At 71.4% G+C, this 22710-nt stretch carries 23 protein-coding genes and 1 pseudogene; 12 read left to right on the top strand and 12 right to left on the bottom strand.

All coding sequences use genetic code 11. From position 1 onward, the window contains the following. The first annotated feature begins 723 nt into the window (after nucleotides 1-723). Genes HUX53_RS22870 through HUX53_RS22850 form a run of 5 tightly spaced genes read left to right on the top strand, consistent with a single transcriptional unit; the run spans nucleotide 724 to nucleotide 3450 of the window. Nucleotides 724-1287 (top strand): PTS transporter subunit EIIC, encoded by a 564-nt coding sequence (locus tag HUX53_RS22870; protein WP_309237381.1) that lies wholly within the window; start codon nucleotides 724-726, stop codon nucleotides 1285-1287. Between the two features lie 27 nt (nucleotides 1288-1314). Continuing rightward, nucleotides 1315-1614, top strand: coding sequence for a PTS lactose transporter subunit IIB (locus HUX53_RS22865; RefSeq protein WP_176405264.1), 300 nt, complete (start codon nucleotides 1315-1317; stop codon nucleotides 1612-1614). Beyond that, the gene (locus HUX53_RS22860; RefSeq protein WP_309237380.1) at nucleotides 1607-2086 is read left to right on the top strand and encodes a PTS sugar transporter subunit IIA; all 480 of its coding nucleotides are present in this window, start codon (nucleotides 1607-1609) and stop codon (nucleotides 2084-2086) included. Before HUX53_RS22865 ends, HUX53_RS22860 begins: the two co-directional genes overlap by 8 nt. Next, nucleotides 2083-3123 (top strand): zinc-dependent dehydrogenase, encoded by a 1041-nt coding sequence (locus tag HUX53_RS22855; protein ID WP_176405263.1) that lies wholly within the window; start codon nucleotides 2083-2085, stop codon nucleotides 3121-3123. Before HUX53_RS22860 ends, HUX53_RS22855 begins: the two co-directional genes overlap by 4 nt. A gap of 27 nt (nucleotides 3124-3150) precedes the next feature. Then, a complete protein-coding gene (locus HUX53_RS22850; protein WP_176405262.1) occupies nucleotides 3151-3450 on the top strand; it encodes an HPr family phosphocarrier protein in 300 nt (99 codons plus the stop codon). Nucleotides 3451-3547: 97 nt separating this feature from the next. Here HUX53_RS22850 and HUX53_RS22845 read toward each other — a convergent pair whose 3' ends face one another. Continuing rightward, on the bottom strand, nucleotides 3548-4708 hold the full coding sequence (locus HUX53_RS22845; RefSeq protein WP_309237379.1) for a transposase: 1161 nt from the start codon (nucleotides 4706-4708) through the stop codon (nucleotides 3548-3550). 60 nt (nucleotides 4709-4768) lie between these two features. On the opposite strand from HUX53_RS22845, the pseudogene HUX53_RS22840 reads away from it, so the two are divergent. Together HUX53_RS22840 and HUX53_RS22835 are read left to right on the top strand one after the other, a co-directional pair. Continuing rightward, a pseudogene (locus HUX53_RS22840) lies at nucleotides 4769-5140 on the top strand (putative PEP-binding protein); the annotation flags it as partial. A gap of 21 nt (nucleotides 5141-5161) precedes the next feature. Next, nucleotides 5162-5923: a DeoR/GlpR family DNA-binding transcription regulator gene (locus HUX53_RS22835; RefSeq protein ID WP_176405261.1), complete on the top strand. Its 762-nt coding sequence runs from the start codon at nucleotides 5162-5164 to the stop codon at nucleotides 5921-5923. A gap of 91 nt (nucleotides 5924-6014) precedes the next feature. Here HUX53_RS22835 and HUX53_RS22830 read toward each other — a convergent pair whose 3' ends face one another. From HUX53_RS22830 to HUX53_RS22810, 5 genes are read right to left on the bottom strand one after another with little or no spacing between them, the layout of a single operon-like run. After that, on the bottom strand, nucleotides 6015-7328 hold the full coding sequence (locus tag HUX53_RS22830; RefSeq protein ID WP_176405260.1) for an ABC transporter substrate-binding protein: 1314 nt from the start codon (nucleotides 7326-7328) through the stop codon (nucleotides 6015-6017). Then, entirely contained in the window at nucleotides 7249-8433 is a 1185-nt protein-coding gene (locus tag HUX53_RS22825; RefSeq protein ID WP_176405259.1) for a branched-chain amino acid ABC transporter permease, read from the bottom strand. The genes HUX53_RS22830 and HUX53_RS22825 overlap by 80 nt, the downstream gene beginning before the upstream one ends. A gap of 3 nt (nucleotides 8434-8436) precedes the next feature. After that, a complete protein-coding gene (locus HUX53_RS22820) occupies nucleotides 8437-9315 on the bottom strand; it encodes a branched-chain amino acid ABC transporter permease (RefSeq protein WP_176405258.1) in 879 nt (292 codons plus the stop codon). Further along, nucleotides 9315-10022 (bottom strand): ABC transporter ATP-binding protein, encoded by a 708-nt coding sequence (locus tag HUX53_RS22815; protein WP_176405257.1) that lies wholly within the window; start codon nucleotides 10020-10022, stop codon nucleotides 9315-9317. Before HUX53_RS22815 ends, HUX53_RS22820 begins: the two co-directional genes overlap by 1 nt. Then, nucleotides 10015-10758: an ABC transporter ATP-binding protein gene (locus tag HUX53_RS22810; RefSeq protein WP_309237378.1), complete on the bottom strand. Its 744-nt coding sequence runs from the start codon at nucleotides 10756-10758 to the stop codon at nucleotides 10015-10017. The genes HUX53_RS22815 and HUX53_RS22810 overlap by 8 nt, the downstream gene beginning before the upstream one ends. 272 nt (nucleotides 10759-11030) lie before the next feature. Here HUX53_RS22810 and HUX53_RS22805 point away from each other — a divergent pair, with 272 nt between their 5' ends. Next, nucleotides 11031-11636 (top strand): TetR/AcrR family transcriptional regulator, encoded by a 606-nt coding sequence (locus tag HUX53_RS22805; RefSeq protein ID WP_176405255.1) that lies wholly within the window; start codon nucleotides 11031-11033, stop codon nucleotides 11634-11636. A gap of 117 nt (nucleotides 11637-11753) precedes the next feature. On the opposite strand, the gene HUX53_RS22800 is transcribed toward HUX53_RS22805, so the two are convergent. The 3 genes from HUX53_RS22800 to HUX53_RS22790 form a co-directional block, all read right to left on the bottom strand. Then, on the bottom strand, nucleotides 11754-13394 hold the full coding sequence (locus tag HUX53_RS22800; RefSeq protein WP_217919776.1) for a long-chain fatty acid--CoA ligase: 1641 nt from the start codon (nucleotides 13392-13394) through the stop codon (nucleotides 11754-11756). Nucleotides 13395-13494: 100 nt separating this feature from the next. After that, nucleotides 13495-13947 carry a MaoC family dehydratase gene (locus tag HUX53_RS22795; RefSeq protein ID WP_176405254.1) on the bottom strand — a complete coding sequence of 151 codons (453 nt, stop codon included), beginning with the start codon at nucleotides 13945-13947 and terminating at the stop codon, nucleotides 13495-13497. A gap of 322 nt (nucleotides 13948-14269) precedes the next feature. Continuing rightward, nucleotides 14270-15262, bottom strand: a complete 993-nt coding sequence (locus HUX53_RS22790) for a phosphotransferase family protein (protein ID WP_255205532.1) — start codon at nucleotides 15260-15262, stop codon at nucleotides 14270-14272. A 324-nt stretch (nucleotides 15263-15586) separates the two neighbouring features. Between HUX53_RS22790 and HUX53_RS22785 the strand changes: the two genes are divergently transcribed. From HUX53_RS22785 to HUX53_RS22770, 4 genes are all read left to right on the top strand, one after another. Next, on the top strand, nucleotides 15587-17272 hold the full coding sequence (locus HUX53_RS22785; RefSeq protein WP_176405253.1) for an MFS transporter: 1686 nt from the start codon (nucleotides 15587-15589) through the stop codon (nucleotides 17270-17272). Nucleotides 17273-17393: 121 nt separating this feature from the next. Next, a complete protein-coding gene (locus HUX53_RS22780) occupies nucleotides 17394-18509 on the top strand; it encodes an RNA-guided endonuclease TnpB family protein (RefSeq protein WP_176405252.1) in 1116 nt (371 codons plus the stop codon). A gap of 130 nt (nucleotides 18510-18639) precedes the next feature. Next, a complete protein-coding gene (locus HUX53_RS22775; protein WP_309237377.1) occupies nucleotides 18640-19140 on the top strand; it encodes an MFS transporter in 501 nt (166 codons plus the stop codon). A gap of 98 nt (nucleotides 19141-19238) precedes the next feature. After that, on the top strand, nucleotides 19239-20102 hold the full coding sequence (locus HUX53_RS22770; protein ID WP_176405250.1) for a PHB depolymerase family esterase: 864 nt from the start codon (nucleotides 19239-19241) through the stop codon (nucleotides 20100-20102). A 45-nt stretch (nucleotides 20103-20147) separates the two neighbouring features. Here the strand turns inward: HUX53_RS22770 and HUX53_RS22765 are convergent, their stop codons facing one another. From HUX53_RS22765 to HUX53_RS22755, 3 genes are read right to left on the bottom strand one after another with little or no spacing between them, the layout of a single operon-like run. After that, nucleotides 20148-20345 carry an MbtH family protein gene (locus HUX53_RS22765; RefSeq protein ID WP_303623176.1) on the bottom strand — a complete coding sequence of 66 codons (198 nt, stop codon included), beginning with the start codon at nucleotides 20343-20345 and terminating at the stop codon, nucleotides 20148-20150. Next, nucleotides 20345-21637, bottom strand: a complete 1293-nt coding sequence (locus HUX53_RS22760) for a lysine N(6)-hydroxylase/L-ornithine N(5)-oxygenase family protein (RefSeq protein ID WP_176405249.1) — start codon at nucleotides 21635-21637, stop codon at nucleotides 20345-20347. Before HUX53_RS22760 ends, HUX53_RS22765 begins: the two co-directional genes overlap by 1 nt. After that, complete coding sequence (locus HUX53_RS22755; protein ID WP_217919775.1) at nucleotides 21637-22656, bottom strand: iron-siderophore ABC transporter substrate-binding protein; 1020 nt, start codon at nucleotides 22654-22656, stop codon at nucleotides 21637-21639. Before HUX53_RS22755 ends, HUX53_RS22760 begins: the two co-directional genes overlap by 1 nt. Nucleotides 22657-22710 lie beyond the last annotated feature (54 nt).

Here is a 22710-nt window from a genome sequence, read left to right as displayed (position 1 = left end):
TGCGGATGCCGGCCAGCCGGATGCCCGGCGCGGCCGACGTCCGGCGCGACATCGTCCGCATCCACCCCCGGCCGGACCTCACCCGGCCCCTCCTCACCTGACGACTCGCAGTACCCACCCCCGATCGACAGGAGGCCAGAGATGGCCAACACGTACACACCGGAGCCCACCGGGAGCGGGCTCCGGGCGAACGTCCAGCGCGTCGGCGGCAAGATAGTCGGGATGGTGATGCGGAACGTCACCTGGGGGTTTAATCGACCGTGCTGTCAACTCCGACCGGCTCGCCCGACAGGAGTTGGGCGAGCCGGTCGGCCCGGTGATCAAATTCTGGCCCGCTGGTAATCGGTCATGCCGGCGGCGCGAAGGTACTCTTCGTCAGCTTCTCGGCCGTGAACGAACGAGCTTGCTAACTCGATCGTCTCCACCGATTTACGCTCTCCGCTCACGGCTGGCCGCCGCGACGGAGTCGCATCCACCACACATGTGCGGTGCGGGACCGTTGACTCAGCCCCACGCTGGTGCGAGCCCAGCGACATCCGACCGTTCAACGCCATCTGAACCGTATCCCCGGCAAGCCGGTTCGTGCCTTCCAAGCTCACGGACGGACATCGAGAGGTTACTGAATCGAATCGACGGTCCGCAGGCGAAGGACGCAATTCTTCCCGGAGATCAATCCTGGGGTCCCTCGTAAGAACAGGGCTGGACAACGCCGTCAACCACGGCGTGCTCGGGCCGCTCGGCGTGCAGCAGGCCGCCGAGCACGGCAAGTCGGTGCTGTTCATGCTGGAGTCCAACCCCGGGCCCGGCCTCGGCGTCCTGCTCGCCTACTGGTTCTTCGGGCCGCGGCGGCTGCGCCCGAGCGTCCCGGCGGCCACGATCATCCACTTCTTCGGCGGCATCCACGAGATCTACTTCCCCTACATCCTGATGAAGCCGCGGATGATCCTCGCCGCGATCGCCGGCGGCATGACCGGTGTGGCGATCTTCGTCGCGACCGGCGTCGGCCTGGTGGCCACCCCGTCCCCCGGCAGCATCTTCGCCTACCTCGCGCAGACGCCGCGCGGCGTCGGCAACTGGATCGGCGTCTACGTCGGCGTGTTCGCCTCCGCGGCGGTGTCCTTCGGGGTCGGCGCGGCGCTGCTCGGCTTCGGCAAGCTCGCCGAGCCCAAGGACGAGGAGTCCACGGCCGAGGACGAGCTGAAGGAGGCCGCGGAGAAGTCGGCCGAGAACAAGGCGGCCGCGAAGAAGGCGGCCGGCGGCACCCCGCAGGAGACGCCCGCCTCCTGAACCACGACCGCTTCCTAGGGAGGCACGATGAACGGCAAGGACATCCGCAAAATCGTCATCGCGTGCGACGCCGGGATGGGCAGCAGCGTCATGCTCGCCGGCCAGCTGCGCAAGGCGCTGAAGAAGAACGACGTGACGGTCGAGCACACGCCCGTCGACTCGATCCCCGGCGACGCCGACGTGGTCGTCACCCACACCGGGCTCGCCGAGCGCGCCCGGCGCGGCGCCGGGGACATCCCGGTGATCACCTTCGAGGTGTACATCGGCGACCCCGCCGTCGACCGGCTGGTCAAGGCGATCAAGGACGGCGGTGAGGTCGGTGCCTGACCGGGCCGCCGGCCTGCTCGCGCCGGAGGCGATCCGGCTGGACGCGCGCGCGACCGGCCGCGACCACGCCGTCCGGCTGTGCGGGCAGGTCCTGGTGGACGTCGGCGCCGTCGAGCCCGGCTACATCGACGCGATGCTGGAGCGGGAGCGCTCGATCTCCACTTACCTCGGCGAGGGCGTGGCGATCCCGCACGGCACGAACGAGGGCCGCGACCTCATCCACCGGGACGCCCTCGCCGTCGTCCGGTTCCCCGAGGGGGCGGACTGGAACGGCAACGAGGTCGCCGTGTGCATCGCGATCGCCGCGCGCGGCGGCGGGCACATGGCGATCCTCGCCGAGCTCGCCGAGATCCTGATGGACCCGGACCGGGCCCGCGCGCTGCGCGAGGCCACCGAGCCCGCGCAGGTCCTCGCGCTGCTCGCCCCGCAGACAGAAACCCAGGAACCAACAGAACAGGGACACACCGTATGAAGGTCGCCCGTTTCTATGCACCCGGCGACATCCGCCTGGAGGACGCGCCGGAGCCGGAGCCCGGCCCCGGCGAGCTGAAGATCCGCGTCCGGAACTGCTCGACCTGCGGGACCGACGTCAAGATCTCCCGTTTCGGGCACCACCACATCGTCCCGCCGCGGGTGATGGGGCACGAGATCGCCGGCGAGGTCGCCGCGGCCGGCGACGGCGTCGAGGGATGGACGGCGGGCGACCGCGTCCAGGTCATCGCCGCGATCCCCGACGGGACGTGCTCGGAGTGCAGCCGCGGCCGCATGACGGTCTGCACCGCGCAGGAGTCGATGGGGTACCACTACGACGGCGCGTTCGCCGAGTACATGATCGTCCCGGCGAAGGTCCTCGCCGTGGACGGCGTGAACCGCATCCCGGACGGCGTGTCGTTCGCCGAGGCGTCGGTCGCCGAGCCGCTCGCCTGCGTCCTGAACGGCCAGGAGCTGGCGCGCGTCGGCGAGGGCGACGACGTCGTGGTGTTCGGCTCCGGCCCGGTCGGCTGCCTGCACGTGCGGGTGGCGCGGGCCCGCGGCGCCGCCCGCGTGTTCCTCGTCGAGGTCAACGCCGAGCGGCTCGCGCAGGCCGCGGCGATCGTCAAGCCGGACGCCGCGATCGACGGCAGCGTCACCGACGTGGTCGAGGAGGTCCTCGCCCGCACCGGCGGCCGGGGCGCCGACGTCGCGATCACCGCCGCCGCGTCGGGCGCCGCGCAGGAGCAGGCGCAGCGGCTGATGGCGCCGGGCGGCCGGGTCAGCCTGTTCGGCGGGCTGCCGAAGGACGACCCGGTGATCTCCGTCGACGCCAACCGCGTCCACCACCGGGAGCTGTCGCTGGTCGGCGCGAACGGGTCGAGCCCGGCGCACAACGCGCGAGCGCTGGAGCTGATCGGCTCGGGGCAGGTCCCGGTCGAGGACCTCATCACCCACCGGCTGCCGCTGGACGCCCTGCACGACGCCCTGGACCTCGTCACCCGGGGCGCGGCCATCAAGGTCACGATCGAACCCTGACCCCGTCCCACCCCGAAGGAGGCAGCCGTGCCCGAACGCAGCGTCATCATCGGCTCGGCGCAGGGCCTGCACGCCCGGCCCGCGAAGATCTTCGTGCACATCGCCGCGCAGCAGCCCGTCCCGGTGTCCATCCGGGTCGGGGACCGCGCCCCCGTCCCGGCGAACAGCATCCTCGGGGTGCTGTCGCTCGGCGCCGCGCAGGGGACGGAGGTGACGCTGTCCGCCGACGGGGACGGCGCCGCCGAGGTCCTGGACGAGCTGGCCGACCTGCTCTCCCGCGACCTGGACGCCGAGGAGCCCGACCATGCGTCAACTACTCAACCCTAAGGACCCGGCTTGTCTGCTGGGTCCTCATGGGCGTTGTTCGCGCTCCCGACTGCCCGTTACGGAGGGGCGGTCACGGGTCGCATCCACCCGCCCGCTGCTAGGCGGGGGCGGGTTGGGGCATGTTGACGAATACCCACGCCGAGCGTGCGCGGTCGCGCACGTTGACCCCGGCGACGACGTCGGCGGGTCCAGCGAGACCGCACCGGCGACAGCAGAAATGGTCCCGGGCGGGCCGGTTGGCCCGCTCGGTGTGGCCGCAGCGCGGGCAGCGCTGCGAGGTGTAGGCCGGATCCACCTCGATGAACGGCACCCCTTGGCGGCGGGCCTTGTAGGCGATGAACTCGCCCAGCTGGTGGAACGGCCAGGACGACAGGCGTGCCCGCTGGTCGCGAGGAACCGTGACCCGTCCGCGGATCCCACTCAACTCTTCGAGTGCGATGCCGCGTCCGGTGCGTGCCGCGACGGCGACGACCTGCTTGGAAATCTTGTGGTTGACGTGCCGGGCGTGCCGCGCCTCACGGCGGGCCCGCTTCTTCAGCAGCCTGGCCGCCGACCGGGTCCGCTCGGCCTGTATCTCCGCCCTTTTGTGTGCCTGCCACCGCCGGTACCGGTCCAGGCGGCGGCCCTGGTGGTTGTCGCCGTCGCTGGTGGTGGCCAGGTTGACGATGCCGCGGTCCACGCCGACCCAGTCGGCGGGCTCACGCACCAGGGGTTCGGGGATGTCGCAGGTGGCGATCAGGAACCATTTCCCGTCCCGGTAGGCCAGGTCGGATTCGCCCTTCCGGTGGGCGGCCAGTGTCTTGGCCTGCTCGGGCGAGCAGACGAACCGCAGGTTCTTGCACCGCCCGGCCGTGGTCCAGATGCTGACCGTGCCCGCGTCCAGCTGCCACGAAAGATTGCGATCGTCAAAGGCATGCGCGGCGTCGGGACGGAAGACGACGGCTTTGGACTCAGCCTTACGTCGGCGCCGAGATGCCGGGCCACCAAGACGACCGGCCCGGATGTTGCCGCGCAAAGTGCTGTAGGCATCCACAACCCGCTTGATCACGTGCTGGGTGGCCTGCGCTCCCAGCCCACCAGCCTTGAGGTCGCCGTAGCACAATCGGCGCAGCGGTGTTTCGCGGCCCCGGAGCCCGAACTGCTCGAAAGCCACGGCGGAAACCTGGTTGGCGGCTGCGTTGACCCGGTGGAGGGTGTCGGCCAGCGCCGCCGCCTGCTCGGGCGTCGGCAGCAGCTTCACCTGCACCACCAGTTTCACAGTCCGTTACCGTATCATTACATTGCCCACTGTGGGTGGGACCGGACCCACAGTAGCGACACGAACGACCTCGCCAAGAACACCCTTGTGGTGGGTCGGCAGCACAGCGGCCTGCCCGAGCTGCTCGACCCGTGGCAGCCGGCCGTGCTCGACCTGGTCGCGCGCTGCGCGGAGGCGGGCGGCGCGGCGGGCAAGTCGGTCGGGGTGTGCGGCGAGGCCGCCGCCGACCCGCTGCTGGCGCCCGTCCTGGCCGGGCTCGGCGTGACCCGGCTGTCGATGTCGCCGCGCGCGCTGCCGGCGGTCCGCGCCGCCCTGCTGCGGTGCACGTTCGCCGAGTGCGCGGAGCTGGCCGAGCGCGTCCTCGCCGCCGATGATCCGGCGGAGGCGCGGGAGACCGCCCGGAACCGCCACAATGAACGCGGACTGAGCTGACGCGGGACGGGTGGGACGGTCATGTACGCCGAGGAACGACAGCAGGCGATCCTTGCGCTGGCGCGCTCGAAGGGCCGGGTGGACGTGGTCGCGCTGGCCGAGGAGTTCTCGGTCACGACCGAGACGATCCGCCGGGACCTGACCGTCCTGGAGCGGGCCGGGACGGTCCGGCGGGTGCACGGCGGCGCGATGCCGGTCGAGCGGCTCGGGTTCGAGCCGGAGCTGGCCGCGCGGGACGCGGTGATGACCGAGGAGAAGCAGCGCATCGCCAAGGCCGCGCTGGAGGAGCTGCCCGCCGACGGGTCGATCATCGTGGACGCGGGCACCACGATGGCCCGGTTCGTCCAGCTGCTGCCCACCGACCGCGAGCTGACCGTGATCGTGAACTCGCCGCCGCACGCGTCGGTGCTCGCCACCCGCGCCAACCTGACCGTGATCATCCTGGGCGGCCGGGTGCGCGGCCGGACGCTCGCCACGGTGGACGACTGGGTGCTGCGCCCGCTCGCCGACCTGTGGGTGGACGTGGCGTTCATGGCCACCAACGGCTGCTCGGTCGAGCGCGGGCTGACCACGTCCGACCAGGCGGAGGCGGCGGTGAAGCGGGCCATGATCGCCTCGTCCCGGCGGCGGGTGCTGCTCACCGACCGCACCAAGATCGGGCACGACCACCTGGTGCGGTTCGGCGGGCTGTCCGACATCGACGTGCTGATCACCGACACCGGGCTGGACACCGACCTCGCCGCGGACCTCGCCGCCGCCGGCCCGGAGGTCGTCCGGGCCTGAGCGGCGGGCCTGAGCAGCGGGCCTGAGCAGCGGGAGGGGCCGCCGTCCCGCGCCACGGGGGCGGTCACGCGAGACGGCGGCGCGGTCCCCGTCAGCCGGCCGAGGGGATGCCGTTGGCGGGCGCCTGCGGTTGCGGGGTGGTGTAGGGCTGGATCGGGCCGTCACCGTCGTCGGTCGTCATCGGCTGCCCCTCGGGCACGACGTTCTCGCCCTGGATCTTGCCGATCACCGCCCCGGTGTACCCGGCGTGCGAGTCCGCGCTGTACGCGAACGGGACGACGCCCGGCCCGGTGAAGTGCGACTTCTCCAGCGCCTCGACGAGGCCCTTGCGGGTCGGGTCCTTCCCGGCCGCCTGCAGCGCCTGGACGAAGGTGTAGGCGACCGACATCCCGTAGACGATGTTGCCGTTGAACGGCAGGTCCGGGATGTACTGGTCGTGGACCTTCTTGAACAGCTGCGTCCAGCTGTTGGACGCGTCGCCGGGCGCCGCCAGGTACCCGTCGGTGATCATGCCCTGGATGAGCGGGTTGCCCTTGACCTCGTTGCCGCCCTTCTTGGCGAAGCTCTCCAGCAGCCCGGTGAGCGTGATCGGGTCGGACCCGACGTTGCTGACGACGAACGTCGGCTTGTAGTTCAGCTTGAGCGCGGCGAGCCGGAACAGCGCGGTGTAGGTGGGGATGCTGAACAGCACGACGACGTCGGCCTTGGACTGGGCGATCGCCTGGGCCTGCGCGCCGATGTCGGTGCTGCCCGGCTGGTAGGACTGCCGCGACACGACGTCGCCCTTCGGAACGTACTTGTCGAGGCCCTTCACCCCGTCCTGCCCGAAGTCGTCGTTCTGGTAGAAGTAGGCGACCTTCTTGCCGGCGAAGTTCTTCTCGATGTAGTCGCCGAGGATCTTGCCCTCGCGGATGTAGTCGACCTGCCAGCCGAACGTCTGCGGGTGCTTCTCGGGCTGGTCCCAGCAGCCGCAGCCGGACGCGACGAACAGGTCGGGGACGCGCTGGGCGTTCAGGTAGTCGACGACCTTGGAGTGCGTGGGCGTGCCCAGCCCGTTGAAGATCGCGAAGACCTTGTCCTGGAGGACGAGCTTCTGCACGACGCTGACGGTCTGCGTCGGGTTGTAGGCGTCGTCCACGTACTTGTAGATGATCTTGCGGCCGTGGATGCCGCCGTTGGCGTTGACGTAGTCGAAGAACGCCTTGGACGCGGCGGAGTTGGCGCTGTAGCCGGGCGCCGCCGGGCCGGTCAGCGGCTGGTGGCTGCCGATGGTGACGGTGGTGGCGGTGACGCCGGGCGCGCCCGAGTCGCCGCCGTCCCCGCCGTCACCTCCGCAGCCGCTCGCCGCGGCCGCCAGCGTCGCCGCGGTCATCAGGGCGAGCGCCCTGGTCCGCAATCGCTTCATCTGCTCCTCCTGGGTGCGTGGTAGTGGGCCCCGATGTGGCTGTCGATGCGGAACCGCGCGGCCCGGGAGCCCGGTCGCGCCTCGTGCGCGCGCGGCGCCGGACGGCGCCGCCGATGCCGCGCAGCCCGCCCTGGAGGCCGCGCGGGAAGGCCAGCGTCACCACGATGAGGACGAGGCCGTAGATGGCGAGGGGCAGGTTGGAGGCGATGTTGTGCGACAGGCCGGACGAGGACGACAGGTCGGACGCCCACGTCGGCACGTAGACCAGGATCAGCGAACCCCACACGGCGCCGGCCAGGCTGCCGAGGCCGCCGATGATGATCGCGGCGATCAGCTGGAGGGACGGGGTGAGCGGGAACGCGCCCGGCGCGGCGAGCGTGGCGACCACGGCGAGCAGCCCGCCGCCGAGTCCGGCGCAGGCCGCCGACACGACGGTCGCGGCGATCCGCAGCCGGGCGACGCGGACCCCGCTGAGCGCGGCGGCGATCTCGTCGTCGCGGCTGGCCCGCAGCGTCCGGCCGAACCGGCCGCGGGTCAGGTTGGCGAGCAGGAACAGCGTGATGACGGCGCCGAGGCAGGAGATCCACGCCTGCCAGCGCTCCAGCGGGAACGTCGCGCCGAGCGACTCGGGCGGGATCGGCGGGACGAGCGTCAGCCCGTTCTGCCCGCCGAGCAGGTCGGTGAGCGGCTCGTAGTTGGCGAGGCCGGGCAGCCCGACGGCGAACGCGAGGGTGGCGCCGGCGAGGTAGGGGCCGTGCAGCCGGGCGGCGACCGCGCCGACCAGCACGCCCGCGAGCGCGGTGACGCCGGCCGCCGCGGCGAGGACGGCGGCGAGCGGCCAGCCCCAGTGCCCGATGACGAGCGCGGCCGTGTAGGCGCCGACGGCCATGAACGCGCCGTGCCCGAGCGAGATCTGCCCGCCGAGGCCGGTCAGCACGGTCAGGCCGGCGACGGCGCAGGTGAGGTAGGCGACCTGCGCGATCTGCAGGTCCCGGTAGGGGCCGACCGCCGTCGTCAGGAAGTACAGCGCGACGATCGCGACCAGGGCCCCGGCGGTGTGCCGCGTCAGCGTGGAGCGGCGCAGGACGTTCAGAACGGTGTCCACCCTCTACACCCTCCGTCCCGTGGTCGCCGCGAACAGGCCGTTGGGTCTGATCATCAGGATGGTGATGAGCGCGGCGAGCGCCCCGAACGTGACCAGGTCCGAGCTGACGTAGCCGGACACGTAGCTGAGCGCGCAGCCGAGCAGCAGCCCGCCGATGACGGCGCCCGCCGGGCTGTCCAGCCCGCCGATCACCGCCGCGGTGAACCCGAACACGAGCATCACGTCGAACTGGGCGGGCCCGACGAACACCGACGGCGCGATCAGCACCCCGGCGAGCGACCCGACGAGCGCGGCGAGCGCCCACCCAAGCGTCAGCATCCGGCCGACGCGGACGCCCTGCAGCCGGGCGATCTCCGGGGCGAACGCGGACGCCCGCAGCCGCAGCCCGAGGTCGGTGCGGACGAACAGCAGCGTCAGCAGCACCATGACGGCCGCGACCGCGCCGATGACGAACAGGTCGAACGGGGACAGCAGCAGCCGCGTCCCGGCCACCGACAGGCCCTTGATCGTGAACGCGGGCGGGTAGGAGTGCGGCGTGTCGCCCCAGATCATGCCCGCGGCCGCCTGCAGCAGCACGTACAGGCCGAGCGTGACGATCACGGCGTTCAGCGGCGGCTTGTTCTCCACCGGCCGGACCACCACCCGCTCGATGACGGCGCCGAGCACCAGCCCGGACGCCAGCGCGACGCCGAGCGCGAGCCAGTAGGAGCCGCCGGCGTCGATGACGCTCCAGGCGAGGAACGTCGTGAACATCAGCATCCCGCCCTGCGCGAAGTTCACGATGCGGGTGGCCCGCCAGATCAGCACCAGCGCGAGCGCGACCGCCGCGAACACCACGCCGGAGGTGATGCCGGCGAGCGTGAGATTGATGAAGCGCACCATCAGAACCCCAGGTAGGCGTGGCGGAGGCGGTCGTCGGCGGCGATGGTCGCGGCGGCCTCCGCCGCCACGACCGCGCCGAGGTCGAGCACGACCGCGCGGTCGGCGACCGACAGGGCGCTGCGGGCGTTCTGCTCGACGAGCAGCACGGTGCGGCCGTCCTCGTCGCACAGCCGCCGCAGCACGGCCATGAGCTGGGCGACCACGCGCGGCGCCAGGCCGAGGGACGGCTCGTCCACCAGCAGCAGCCGGGGCGCGCCGGTGAGCGCCCGCGCCAGCGCGAGCATCTGCCGCTCCCCGCCGGACAGGGTGGCGGCGGTCTTCGCGCGGCGTTCCGCGAGCGGCGGGAACAGCTCGTACATCTCGCCGACCCGCCGCGCGAGCGCGCCCCGGTCGCGCCGCCACAGGCCGCCGAGCCGCAGGTTGTCCTCGACGGTCAGCTCGACGATGACGCCGCCGCTCTGCGGGACGTGCGCGACGCCGCGCCGGACGATGTCCTCGACCGCCAGCCTGGTGAGGTCCTTGCCGTCCAGCTCGACGCGTCCCGCCCGGGGCCGCAGCAGCCCGGAGATCGCGCGCAGCAGCGTGGTCTTCCCCGCGCCGTTCGCGCCCAGCACCGCGGTCAGGGAGCCCTCGTCCACCGACAGGTCCACGCCGCCGATCGCGCGGACCGCCCCGTAATGGACCGTGAGGTCCTTCACCTCAAGCACCGGCGACCTCCTCGCCCAGGTAGGCGTCGAGGACGGCCGGATCGTCGCGGACGTCCGCGGGCGCGCCGCCGGCGATGACCTTGCCGAAGTCCAGCACGACGACCTGGTCGCAGACGTTCATCACGAGGTCCATGTGGTGCTCGACGAGGACGACCGCCGGCCCGCCGCGCAGGCCGCGGATCAGCTCGGCGAGCTCGTCCATCTCCGCGGCCGACAACCCGGCGGCCGGCTCGTCCAGCAGCAGCAGCTCGGGCTCGGCGACCAGCGCCCGCGCCAGCGCGACCCGCTTCTGCACGCCGTAGGGCAGCTGGCCGGGCAGCCGCCCCGCCTCCCCCTCGACGCCCAGCTCCGCCAGCCGCGCCATCGCCCGCTCCCGCAGCGCGGCCTCGTCCCGGTCGGCGCGCGGCAGCGCGAGCAGCCCGGACCAGAACCCGGCCCTGGCCCGCCGGTCGGCCCCGACCATCACGTTCTCCAGGACGGTCAGCCCGGGGAAGAGCCCGAGCCCCTGCAACGTCCGGGCGATGCCGAGCCGGGTCAGATCATGCGGCCGATGCCGGCCAAGCACCTTCCCGCGCCAGCGCACCTCGCCCGACTCCGGCCGGACGAACCCGCACACCACGTTGAACAGGGTGGTCTTGCCGGCGCCGTTCGGGCCGATCACGCCGGTGACCCGGCCTTTCGGCGCGGAGAGCGACACGCCGTCCAGTGCGACCAGCCCGGCGAATCGGACGGTCACCTCTCGTAGTTCCAGGTTTGCGGAGGGGCCGGACACAACGCCTCACCTCGCCGATGAATCGGCGTGAAATCCGCCGGGGCCGAAATACACATACCGACTGGTCGGATTCCATGAAGATAGAATCATCGGGCGGCTCCGGTCAACAGCCGATCCGCAGGCCCGATTACCTAGTGCGCCGAACCATCCGGCGGCCGGTAGGCTGATCGGCGGACTGCGGGCGGCCGTGCCGGGGCGGCGCGACCCCGGGGGCATTCCCGGCACGAGGAGGAGTGATGACGCAGGCGCCCGCAGGTCGGCTGCCCGGCAATCTGCCGCTGCCCGACCGGCTGCTTGCCGTGGCGACCCGCATGTTCGCCGAGAAGGGCTTCGAGAACACCTCCGTCCAAGAGATCGTGAACGCCGCCGGCGTCACCAAGGGAGCCATGTACCACTACTTCGGCTCCAAGGACGATCTCCTCTACGAGATCTACCACCGGCTCCTCGGCCTGCAGATGTCACGCCTGGAGCAGATCGCCGGCGGCCCCGGCACCGCCGAGGACCGCCTCCGCGCCGCCGCCGTCGACGTCCTCAACACCTCGTTCCTCTACCTCGACGACTTCACGGTCTTCTTCCGCTCCACGCACCTGCTCCCCCGCGACCGCCGCGAGGCCGTCCGCGCCGAACGCCGCCGCTACCACGAGCGCTTCCGCGCCCTCGTCGAGGAGGGCCAGCGCGAAGGCACCTTCCGCACCGCCACCCCCGCCGACATCGCCGTCCACTTCTTCTTCGGCACCGTCCACCAGATCGGCGTCTGGTACCGCCCCGGCGGCACCCTGAAAACCGAAGCCATCAGCGACCACTACGTCGACCTGTTCCTCAACGGCCTCAAGGAGGCCTGACCCGGCTCGCCCCCGAACGGCCGAGCGATCGCGTCCCCCTGCGGGAGCAGTGATCTACGCGGTTCCCTCGGTGGCCCGCCGCCGCCAGGCGCCGGGCCACCGAGGAGACCGCCATTTTTAGCGCTCGATGTGTTCGATCTTCAGGGTCGCGTCTTTGTGGTGGGCGCGGAGGGGCTTCTTGTCGAACTTGCCGACCGTGGTCTTGGGGATCTCGTCCATGAACGTCCAGTACTCGGGGACCTGCCAGCGGGCGACCTTGCCGGCGAGGAAGGCGGCGAGTTCGTCGGAGGTCGCCGTAGTGTCGGGGCGGAGGACGACGCAGGCCAGGGGGCGTTCGTCCCAGCGGGGGTCGGGGATGCCGATGACGGCGGCCTCGGCCACGGCGGGGTGGGCCATCAGGTGGTTCTCCAGTTCGACGGAGGAGATCCATTCGCCGCCCGACTTGATGACGTCCTTCGCGCGGTCGGTGATCTGGAAGAAGCCGCGGTCGTCGATGGTGCCGATGTCGCCGGTGCGGAGCCAGCCGTCGTCGAACTTCTGCGGTGCCGGGTCGCGGTGGTAGGAGCCGGTGATCCAGGGGCCGCGGACCTCGATCTCGCCGACGGCCTCGCCGTCCCAGGGGAGTTCGGCGCCGGAGTCGTCCACGATGCGCATCTCGACGCCGGCGGCGACGCGGCCGGACTTGAGGCGCCAGTCCATGTCCTCGCTGGTGCCGGGCTCCACGCCGGGCGGCGGGAACGCCATGCCGCCGAGGGGGCTGGTCTCCGTCATGCCCCAGCCCTGGATGATGCGCAGGCCGTAGCGCTCCTCGAAGCGCTCCAGCAGGACGCGGGGCGCGGCGGCGCCGCCGGAGGTGCCGGAGCGCAGCGACGACAGGTCGATCTCGTGCTGTTCGCCGTAGGCCAGGATCCCGTTCCAGATGGTGGGGACGGCGGAGGCGAGTGTGCTCTTTTCCTGGGCGATGAACTTCGTCAGGTGCTCCGGCTGCATGAACGGGCCCGGCATGTGCAGTGTCGCGCCTGAGAGGAAGGCGCCGTAGGGCAGGCCCCAGGCGTTGACGTGGAACATCGGGACGATCGTCAGGACGCGGTCGGCCTCGGTGATGCCGACCATGGAGGCCGACTGCACGGCCATCGCGTGCAGGAACGTGGAGCGGTGCGAGTACACGACGCCCTTGGGGTCGCCCGTGGTGCCGCTGGTGTAGCACATGGACGCGGCGGAGCGTTCGTCCATGTCGGGCCACGCGTAGCCGGGCTCTTCGGCGGCGAGCAGGTCGTGGTAGCGGAGGACGGGGGCGCCGTTGGCCTCAAGGGGCGAGGCGTCGCCGTCGCCCACCACGATGAACGCCTCGACGGCGGGGAGTTCGTTCACGACGCGCGCCAGCAGCGGGACGAGGTTGTCGTCCACGATGACGACCTGGTCGTCGGCGTGGTTGATGATGTGCGAGAGCTGCTCGGGGAACAGCCGGATGTTCAGCGTGTGCAGCACCGCGCCCATCGCCGGCACGGCGAAGTACGCCTCCAGGTGCTCCTGGTTGTTCCAGCAGAAGGTCGCCACCCGGTCGCCGCGGCGGACGCCCAGTCTGGCCAGCGCGGACGCCAGCCGCTCGGCGTTGCGGGCGATCTCCGCGAACGTCGCGCGGCGGGGCGGGCCGCCGCCGGTCCAGGTCACGCACTCGCTGCCGCCGTAGACGCGCGCCCCGTGCCGCAGGATCGCGGCGACCGACAGCGGGAAGTCCTGCATCGTGCTGGGGATCATGGCAATTCTCCGAAGACGCGCGAGGGAAGGGCCGGTCGGCGGAATACCGCACATACCGACCGGTCGGTTCACGATAATTTCAGCGGGTCGGCGCCGTCAATCAGCCGACGAGGACGGAGAGGATCTCGGCGACGCAGACCGGCTTTTCGCCGCCCTCGCGCTCGATCGTCACGCGGACCGTTGCGCGGGCGCCCGCGGGGCCGCGGTCCAGCGACAGCAGCTCGGCGCCCGCGCGGACCCGGGAGCCGACCGGCACCGGCGCCGGGAAGCGGACCTTGTTCGCGCCGTAGTTCACGCCCATCCGCAGGCCCTCGACGCGGTAGATCTCCGCGGCGAGCATCGGGATCAGCGAGAGCGTCAGGTAGCCGTGCGCGATCGTCGCGCCGAACGGCCCCTCGGCGGCGCGTTCCGGGTCGATGTGGATCCACTGGTGGTCGCCGGTCGCGTCCGCGAACAGGTCCACCTGCTCCTGCGTGATCGTGTGCCACTCGCTGTGGCCGAGATGGGTGCCGACCGCCTTCTCGTACTCGTCCACGCCGCTGAACGTCCGCATGGGGGACCTCCGTCCGGGCGCCCGCCCGCCGGGCGCACGCCTCGATGACAACATACCGACCGGTTGGTATGCAACGGTGGGACGGAGGCCGGCGGACGGGACGGTTCCGCGGCGTCCGCCCCGGCACCGCGGAACCGTCCAGCCCGCCGGCAGGTCGCCGGCGCGGACGCGGGACGCGCGGGCTCCCCTCCTCGCCCGCCGGCACCGCCGCGAACCGGCTCCATCATGCACAGCGCATACAGCCCGTGATGTGTCACACACGCAGGCGGTATGGTGGTCTACCAGGCGCGATGCGTTGCGGCGGTTTCCGAGGACCAGCGCCTCAGCGGCCCAGGGCGGCCAGGCCCGAGCGCAGCAGCGGCTCGACGGCCGCGCCGACGGTGTCGAACCCCTCCCCCACGGTCTGGCCGTGGAGGTAGCGGTAGTGGATGCCCTCGGAGATCACGGCCAGCTTGAAGCAGGCCAGCGCCACGTAGAAGCCGATCGACGACAGGTCCCGGCCGCTGCGCTCGGCGTAGCGGGCCACCACCTCGTCCGGCGCGGGGAAGCCGGGCGCGCTCGCGGCGTCGCGGGCGCCGGGCACCGGGGCGCCGCGTCCCATGTAGACCAGGAGCAGCGCCAGGTCCGTCAGCGGGTCGCCGAGCGTCGCCATCTCCCAGTCGAGGACGGCCGCGATGCGGTCGCCGGAGTCGACGAGGAGGTTGTCGAGCCGGTAGTCGCCGTGCACGATCGCGGGCGCCGACCCGGCCGGCAGGTTCGCCTCCAGGAGCGCGTGCAGCTCGCCGGCGGCCGGCAGGTCGCGGCTGCGGGACGCGTCGAGCTGCTTCTTCCAGCGCCGCACCTGGCGGGCGAGGAACCCCTCGGGGCGGCCGAAATCGGTCAGGCCGACCTCCGCCGGGTCGACGCCGTGCAGTGCGACGAGCGTTTCGATCATCCGGTCGGCGATCCGCGCCACGCGGTCCGGGCCGAGGGCGGCCAGCTCGGCCGCGCTCCGGTACGGGGTGCCCTCGACCATCTCCATGACGTAGAAGGGCGCGCCGATCACGTCCGGGTCCTCGCAGAGGGCGTAGGTCTCCGGGACGGGGACGGCGGTGCCGGCCAGCGCGGTCATCACCCGGTACTCGCGCGCCATGTCGTGGGCGGTCGCGAGCACGTGCCCGAGCGGCGGCCGCCGGACGATCCAGGAGCCGCGCCCGCCGGTCACCTCGTAGGTGAGGTTGGAGCGCCCGCCGTCCACGAGCCGCGCGCGCAGCGGCCCGGCGGACATACCCGGGCGGACCCGCTCGAAGAATTCGCCGAACCGGTCGAGCGCCAGCCCGGGGACGTCGTTCTCCTCGAATGCCCGCACCGTATCTCCTCAGCCGTCCAAAGCCTTGTACCGTCCGGTCGGTATGGCGCAGGATGCCGTGGGGACGCGGCGCCGGGCGCGCATGGCGAAGTCCTGGACCGCACCCGTCCCCGGGCAGGTATCCACACGTAGAGGAGACCATACCGACTGGTCGGTTTCAATGGCGGAAGTTATTGCCATTCATGGTGGAGCGGGATTACCGTGACCGCACGGCGGACGGTGAAGGCGCACTTCACCGCTCTCGCCAGGACCGGTTCTCGGGGGAGAACAGCGCCCGGAGGAGTCCCTAGAATGTCTGTTTCCTCGTCGTCCACCGACGCCGGCGCCGCCGCGGGCGGCCCCGCACCGGGCCTCGCCGCCCGGCTGTGGCGCCGCGACCTCCCGCACTATCCCGAGACGGGGCGCCGCTACGGATATCTCGCGATCGTCGTCGTCACCACGATCGTCCTGTACTACCTGCTCTACATCCAGTACGCCGTCGCGACGTCGATCATGACGCACTACTCGATGTCGTTCGCGTACTTCATCCTGCTGTCGGTGATCGGCAACGTGATCGGCGCGTTCGCGTCGCTGCTCGCCGGGCTCGCCGACCGGTGGGGCCGCGCGAACCTCGTCGTGTACGGCCTGCTGATCGCCGGCCTGCTGGTGCTGGCGCTGCCGCACTCGCCGGGCAAGCACGTCTTCCTGGTGCTGTTCGCGGCGCTCAGCTTCATCGAGGGCATCGTCCTCGTCGCGACCCCGGCGCTGATCCGCGACTTCTCGCCGCAGCTCGGCCGCGCCACCGCGATGGGCTTCTGGACGATGGGCCCCGTCCTCGGCAGCCTCGTCGTCACCACCGTGACCAGCGCGACGCTCGACACCTCCGGCTGGCAGGACGAGCTGCGCTACTCCGGCTACACCGCGCTGGTGGTGTTCGTCATCGCGCTGTTCGGGCTGCGCGAGCTGTCCCCGGCGCTGCGCGACCAGATCATGGTCAGCATGCGCGACCGCGCGCTGATCGAGGCGCGGGCGAAGGGCATCGACCCCGCCGCGCAGGCGTCCGGCCACTGGCGGCAGAGGATGCGGCTGGACGTCGTCGGGTCCGCCTTCGCGATCAGCGTCTACCTGCTGCTGTACTACGCGGCCGTAGGCAACTTCGTCATCTACTTCTCCGCCACGTTCGGGTACAGCGAGCAGCGCACCAACGGGCTCGCCAACTGGTACTGGGCGGCGAACGCCATCGCGCTGGTGGTGGCGGGGCTGCTGTCGGACCGGCTCGGCGTCCGCAAGCCGCTGATGCTCGTCGGCGGCATCGGCTCGGTCGCGGCCACGGCGTACTTCGCGCAACTGGCCGTCCACCCCGACACCGGTTACTACACGTTCGCCTGGCTGTTCATCGCCATCGGCGTGTTCGGCGGCCTCGCCTACGCGCCGTGGATGGCGGGCTTCACCGAGACCGTCGAGAAGCACAACCCGGCGGCCACGGCGACCGGCCTCGCGGTGTGGGGCTGGATCCTGCGCCTGGTCGTGGCGGGTTCGGCGGCCTTCGTCCCGCTGGTGGTGACGTCGGTGACCCCGCTCGTCGAGCACGGGCACGAGGTGCAGGTCGCGTCCAAGGAGGCGGCCCCCGCGCTCGCCATCGTGAACCAGCACCCGCAGATCTTCGCCGAGCTGGGCAAGTACCCGCCGGGCCAGGCCCCGCAGGAGCTGCAGGCGCGCGCCGCGAAGGAGGTCGGCCTGCCCGGCCTGGCGACCGTGCAGAAGGCGCAGCCGCAGCTGGCGGTGCTGAAGGAGCACGGCGCCGAGGTGCAGAAGGCGTCGGAGGAGGGTCCCGGCCAGTGGCGGACGTGGTGGTACGTCTGCCTGGGCGGCCAGATCGTCTTCCTGCCGTTCATCTTCATCATGACGGGGCGCTGGAGCCCGAAGCGGGCCCGCGAGGACGCCGAGGCGCACCAGCGGGCGATCGAGAAGGAGCTGGCCGCGCTCGGCAAGGACTGATCAGACCATCTCGGATCACGAGCCCCCGGCCGGGCCCTCCCCCCGGCCGGGGGCTCGCCGCGTCCCAAGCGGCCTTCACGTTGTGCGCACATTCACCTCCGGACGGTAATAGGGTGGTCATGTGCAGCTTCGGTATTCCTTCCGGCTCTACCCCACCGCCGGTCAGCGGCAGGCGCTGGCGCGGGCGTTCGGGTGCGCGCGCGTGGTGTACAACGACGCCCTGGCAGCGCGCCGGGACGCTCACGAGGCCGGGCTGCCGTTCCCGACGGCGGCCGCGTTGTCGGCGGCGATGACGGCGGCGAAGAAGACGCCGGAGCGCTGCTGGCTGGGTGAGGTGTCGTCGGTGGTGCTGCAGCAGTCGCTGCGGGATCTGGAGACGGCCTACCGGGCGTTCTTTGAAGGCTTGGCCGGCAGACGCCCGAAGGTGGGGGCGCCGCGGTTCAAGTCCCGCAAGGACAACCGGCAGTCGGTCCGGTTCACCGCCAACGCCCGCTGGTCGATCACGCCGGGCGGCAAGCTCGCGCTGCCCAAGGTCGGCGAGGTGAAGGTGCGCTGGTCGCGGCGGCTGCCGGCAATCCCCTCGACGGTGACCGTGGTCAAGGACGCCGCCGGGAGGTTCTTCGCCTCCTTCGTCGTCGAGACCGGCGACGAACCGCTCCCAGAGCCCGGCACCGAAACAGGGATCGATCTGGGGCTGGAGCACTTCGCCGTGCTATCGGACGGCCGCAAGATCGCTTCGCCGCGTTTCCTGCGCCGCGCCGAGAAGAAGCTGCGTAAGGCGCAGCAGGCCCTGTGCCGTAAGCAGAAGGGCTCGAGCAATCGCGACAAGGCCCGCACCAAGGTCGCCCGTGCGCATGCGCGGGTCGCCGACGCGCGCCGCGAGTTCCACCACCGGCTGTCCACGGCACTGGTCCGCGAGTACCAAGCGGTCTATGTCGAGGACCTGTGCGTGAAGGGACTGGCGCGCACCCGGCTGGCCAAATCGGTGCACGACGCCGGATGGTCGGCCTTCACCGCGATGCTGGAGTACAAGGCGGCCCGGTACGGCCGCACGTTCGCGCGCGTGGACCGAGCCTTCCCGTCCTCGCAACTGTGCTCGCACTGCAGGCACCTCGACGGCCCTAAACCCCTGCACGTCCGCGCATGGTCCTGCAGCGAGTGCGGGACCGCCCACGACCGGGACGTCAACGCAGCACGCAACATCCTGAACGAAGGACGCCGCATCACCACCAGGTGATGCCTGCTGGTCGCCGCTGGACGGAAACCCCCGGGCGTTCGGGGGAGGCGGAGACCTTAAACGCCTGATGGAGGGCAGGTAAGACCCCCGGCCTTCGGGGGCTGGCTCGTTGAAGCAGGAAGCCACGGAAGTGCCCCGCCCACAGCGGCGCGGCGCAGGCCGAATCCCCGCCCTTCACTTCAGGGCGGGGAGCGCGTCAAAACTGGGGCTTCTTCACCGTGCCGCGGCGGTGATCGCGATCTTCGTGAACTCGCAGACGGTGCTGGTCGTCGCGGTGATCGTCGCCGGGGTCTTCATCGGCGTGAACAACACGGTGACCACGCAGGCCGTCATGATGGTCTCGCCGGTGGAGCGCCCGGTGGCGTCGGCCGCGTACGGGTTCGTCCGGTTCATCGGCGGCGGCCTCGCCCCCTACGCGGCGGGACGACTCGTCGAGCACACGAACATCCACGTCCCGTTCGCCATCGGCGCGGGCGTGATCGTCCTCGGCATCGCGATCCTGACCACGGGGCACCGTGACCTCGCCAACGCGGAGCGCAGGCAGGCCGAGGTGGACGCGCACGCCGGCAAGGGCGAGGTGGACGCCGAGGTCACCGAGGCGGCGGAGGCGGGTTCCGGATCGGGGTCGTAGAACGTTCACTTACTACGCACCCGGGCGCCAAAAGACGCTGATCTTTTCCGCTCGCGGATGCGTAGCCGCGGGAGCGCGGCGGGCGTTAGATCGGCGCTATGAAGATCGCCGCGCGGGCGGCGACGATCGTGGCCCTGCTCGCCGCGCTCGTCGCCCACCCCCTGCCCGCCGGGGCGTCCGAGGACGCCCCAGGAACGACGAAGCACACCATCGCGATGGGCGACTGGGACCGCCCCTACCTCCTGCACGTCCCACCCGGCGCCAAGGCCGGGAGACCGCTGCCGCTGATCGTGGTCATGCACGGCGGCCTGAACGATCCCGAGTACGTCCGCAGGCAGAGCGGGCTCGACAAGGTCGCCGATGAGCAGGGCTACGTCCTCGCCTACCCGGAGGGCTTCCTCGGCACGTGGAACGCCGGGGCCTGCTGCTCGTTCGCCCGCTGGGCCGGCATCGACGACATGGCCTTCCTCGACACGCTGATCGACACGCTGGTGAAACAGGGCATCGCCGACCGCCGCCGGGTGTTCATGACCGGTTTCTCCAACGGCGGCGGCATGGCCTACCGGTACGCGTGCCAGCGCGCGGACCGGCTCGCCGGGATCGCCGTGGTGTCGGGCGCGCTCGCCATCGGCTGCACGCCGTCGAAGCCGATGTCGGTGCTGGCCTTCCACGGGACCTGGGACCCGTCCGTCCCTTACACGGGCGGCGGGGACATGGACGCCGACGTCCATTTCCCGTTCATCGCCGTCCAGGTCGTCATGGAGTTCTGGCGCTGGGTGGACGGTCTGGGCCCGCTGTCGTGGCCGGTCCCGGGCGGCCCGGAGGGCTGCGTCGGCACCGGGCCCGGCCGGCTCGTGGTCGCGCTGTGCACCGAGCAGCGCGGCGGGCACGAATGGCCGCCCTACGCCAGCGAGATGATCGGCAGGTTCTTCGCGGAACGGCCGTCGCTGCCGAAGAGCTGACGAGCCGGAGGGGCGGGCGGCGCGGGGGACGCCGCCCGCCCCGGGTCATCCGGCGAGGCTCCGCGGGCGGATGTCCTTCCAGTTGGACGTGATGTAGCCGATGCAGTCGGACCGCGACTCGGGCCCGAACACGGTCGTCCATCCGGCGGGGACGTCGGCGAACGCAGGCCACAGCGAGTGCTGCCCCTCGGCGTTGACAAGGACCCGGAACTGCGCGTCCGCGTCGTCGAACGGGTTGGTCATCAGGCCTCCTGGGCGATGCGTGCGGAGCGCCGGGCGATGGACCGGACGATCTCCCCGGTGCGGACGGCGGTCATGGACAGCAGCGACGACGCGATGCCGTGGCTGTGCTCGGTCGCGCCCTGCAGGTAGACGCCCCACGACCGGCCGGGGACGGTGGCGATGCGGTAGTCGCGCTCGACGACGGGCCGCCCGTCCGGTCCGGCGAGGCAGTCGCCGCCCGCCTCGCCGAGCAGGCCGAACGGGTCGCGCTCGCGGTACCCGGTGGCGTAGACGACGGCGTCGGCGTCCAGGTCGGCGACCTCGCCGGTGGGCAGGAAGCCCACCTTGACGCGCACTCCCCCGGCGCCGTCGCGGACGTCCAGCAGGCGGGAGACGTTGAGGATGCGCAGCCGTTCGGCGCCCGCGACCTTCTCGGCGTAGGCGCGCCGGTACAGCTCGTCGATGAGGTCGAGGTCCACCACGGAGTAGTTGGTGTTGCGCGAGTACTCGAACAGCATCCGCTTCACGTCGTCGGGGGCCGCATAGTAGTGGTCGACGGCCTGCGGGTCGAAGATGCGGTTGGCGAACGAGCTGTCGTCGGCCGGCGAGTACCCGTACCGGGCGAAGACCGCGCAGACCTCGGCGTCCGGGAGCGTGCGGTGCAGGTACTCGACCGCCTCGGCGGCGCTCTGCCCGGCACCGACCACGACGACCCGGCGCGGGTTCCACTCCTCGCGCTCGTCCAGCCGGGTGAGGAGGTCCTCGGTGTGCCAGATGCGCTCGCCCGCCTGCACGCCTTCGGGCAGGACGGGTTCGAGCCCGACGCCGATGACGACGTTGCGGGCGAGGTGCGTCTCCAACCGGTCGTCTTGGCGCACGACGACTTCGAGGGTCTCGTCGTCGTGCGGGCGGAGCGCGACGACCTCCGTCCCGTAGCGGACGCGGTCGGCGAACGCGGCGGCCGTCCATTCGAGGTAGTCGTGGAACTCCACCCGCGTCGGGAACATCGTCTTGTGGTTGACGAAGTCGACCAGCCGGCCCCGTGCGTGCAGGTAGGCGAGGAACGAGTACCTGCTGGCGGGGTTGCGCAGCGACACCAGGTCCTTGAGGAAGTGGACCTGCATGGTGGCGCCGTCGATCAGCATGCCCCGGTGCCAGCCGAACTCCGGCTGCTTCTCGAAGAACACCGCGTCCACGCCGGTGCCGTTCTCCTCGTGCTCTTCGTCGAGGGCGACGGCGAGCGCGAGGTTGGACGGGCCGAAGCCGATCCCGACCACGTCGTGGACGCGGGGCTGCATGCGCTCCTCCGGCATCAGGCCGACTTCGCCTTGGCGGCGGCTTCGGCGATCTTCGGGACGACGTTGTCGATGACGTACGGGACGGCGAGCGGGGTGGGGGTGCGCAGCGGCCAGAACGACTTCAGGTCGAGCGGCACGTAGGAGCCGCGCTTGACGACGTCGAGGCCCTCGAACAGCTTGTTGCCCTCGATCTTCTTCTGCGTGGCCGGGTCGTCGTTGTAGTAGCTCATCAGGACGTCCACGTCCAGGACGGAGATCTTCTCCATGCTCAGCTCGGCCGCGAACCCGTCACCGGGCAGCTTCGCGAGCTGCTCGGGCAGTTTCAGGCCGAACTGCTCCAGCAGCTTCACGCTGGTGTCGTCCTTGGACTTCATCACGCCGATGTTGCCGTTGGGGAAGACGCTGGTGAACGCGAAGCCCGTGCCCTTCAGCTGCGGGTACTTGGTCTGCACTCCGGAGATCGCCCCGTCGACCTCGGCGACGATCTTGCGCCCCTCGGCCTCCTTGCCGACGGCCTTGGCGGTCTGGATCGCGATCTTCTGCCAGGAGTCCTCGGCCGGGCCCGTCTCGTAGGCGACGGTCGGCGCCAGCTTGGAGAGCTTGTCGTACTCCTTGTCGATGTAGAAGTCGCCGCCCGCGAGGATGAGGTCGGGCCGCAGCGCGGCGATCTCCTCCAGGTTGAACCCGGCCTCGCCGGCCTTGAGCAGCTTCGGCTTCTCACCGGTCAGCTTGGGCGCGGTCCACGGGGCGAGGCCGTCGGGCTGGACGCCGGTCAGCTCCGCCATGCCGACGGGGGTGATGCCGAGGGCGAGCAGGGTGTCCTGGTCGACCTCGCCGAGCGCGACGATCCGCTTCGGCTCGGACTCGATCGTGGCGGTGCCGAGCTTGTGGGTGATCGTGACCGGGAACGCCCCGCCGGCCGTGCCGCCGCCGGAGGAGCCGCCCGCGGGTTCGTCGTCGCCGCAGGCGGCGACCGTGCCCAGGCTCAGGACGAGCGCGGCGGTGATGGCCAGGCGCCGCATCATGGTGCGCATAGAGGACCGGTGTCCTTCCAGGATCTTCGGGGGATTACTGATCAAGGATCTTAG

Source organism: Actinomadura sp. BRA 177, from assembly GCF_013372625.1.
GTDB lineage: Bacteria > Actinomycetota > Actinomycetes > Streptosporangiales > Streptosporangiaceae > Spirillospora.
The sequence above is the reverse complement of the archived record's forward strand: the minus strand, read 5'-3'. Positions and strand labels throughout refer to the sequence as shown.